1 protein-coding gene is annotated in these 652 nt (G+C 54.3%); it reads right to left on the bottom strand.

Annotated features, from left to right (window positions below):
- Positions 1-652 (bottom strand): AMP-binding protein (locus tag V7728_RS20380; RefSeq protein ID WP_335371387.1); only part of this gene is annotated, 652 nt, incomplete at both ends.

Below are 652 nucleotides of genomic sequence, written 5' to 3'. Positions count from 1 at the left end.
TCCGATCGGAAGCCTTGTCCGTCCGCTGTCCCGTTTTCGGTCACAGACGTAAAACGCCGCATCAACCGTCGCTTCTGTCGGTCCATAGCCGTGAATAAGCATCGTCTCCGGCAACAGATCTGCAAACCGGGCAGCCGTAAGCGGGGAAAGAGCTTCGCCTCCGGCAAACACGCGTGTCAGTGTTCTGCCGAGGCGTGTTCTTGTTTCCTCAGGCTCCGTTTCCAGCGCGTCTAAAAAGCTGTTGACCATTGCCGGAATAAAATGCGCGGTCGTCACCTTTTCTGAGGCAAACGCTTCAATCATCCGCACAGGATCTTTCTCCCAGCCGGCCGGAAGCAGATACACGGAGGCGCCTGACATCGTCCACCAAAACAATTGCCAGATGGAAGCGTCGAAAGAAAAGGATGATTTCAGCACGATAATATCCTCTTCCGTCAACGGGAACTGCCCTTGCATCCCTGATAAAAAGGCGGCGGCCTGACGGTGTTCAACAGCCACTCCCTTCGGTGTTCCCGTCGAACCGGACGTATAAATGATATAAGCGAGCGAATCGCTATCCGCTTCGTCAGAGACAGCCCCTGTCTCCGTCTCGCCTGTCAGAGAAGAAAGAGACACTTCAAGCGTTTCTCCGGAAAAACCGGAAACGGATAAC

Source organism: Bacillus sp. JHAA, from assembly GCF_036961585.1.
Lineage (GTDB): Bacteria > Bacillota > Bacilli > Bacillales > Bacillaceae > Bacillus > Bacillus velezensis.
The sequence above is the reverse complement of the archived record's forward strand: the minus strand, read 5'-3'. Positions and strand labels throughout refer to the sequence as shown.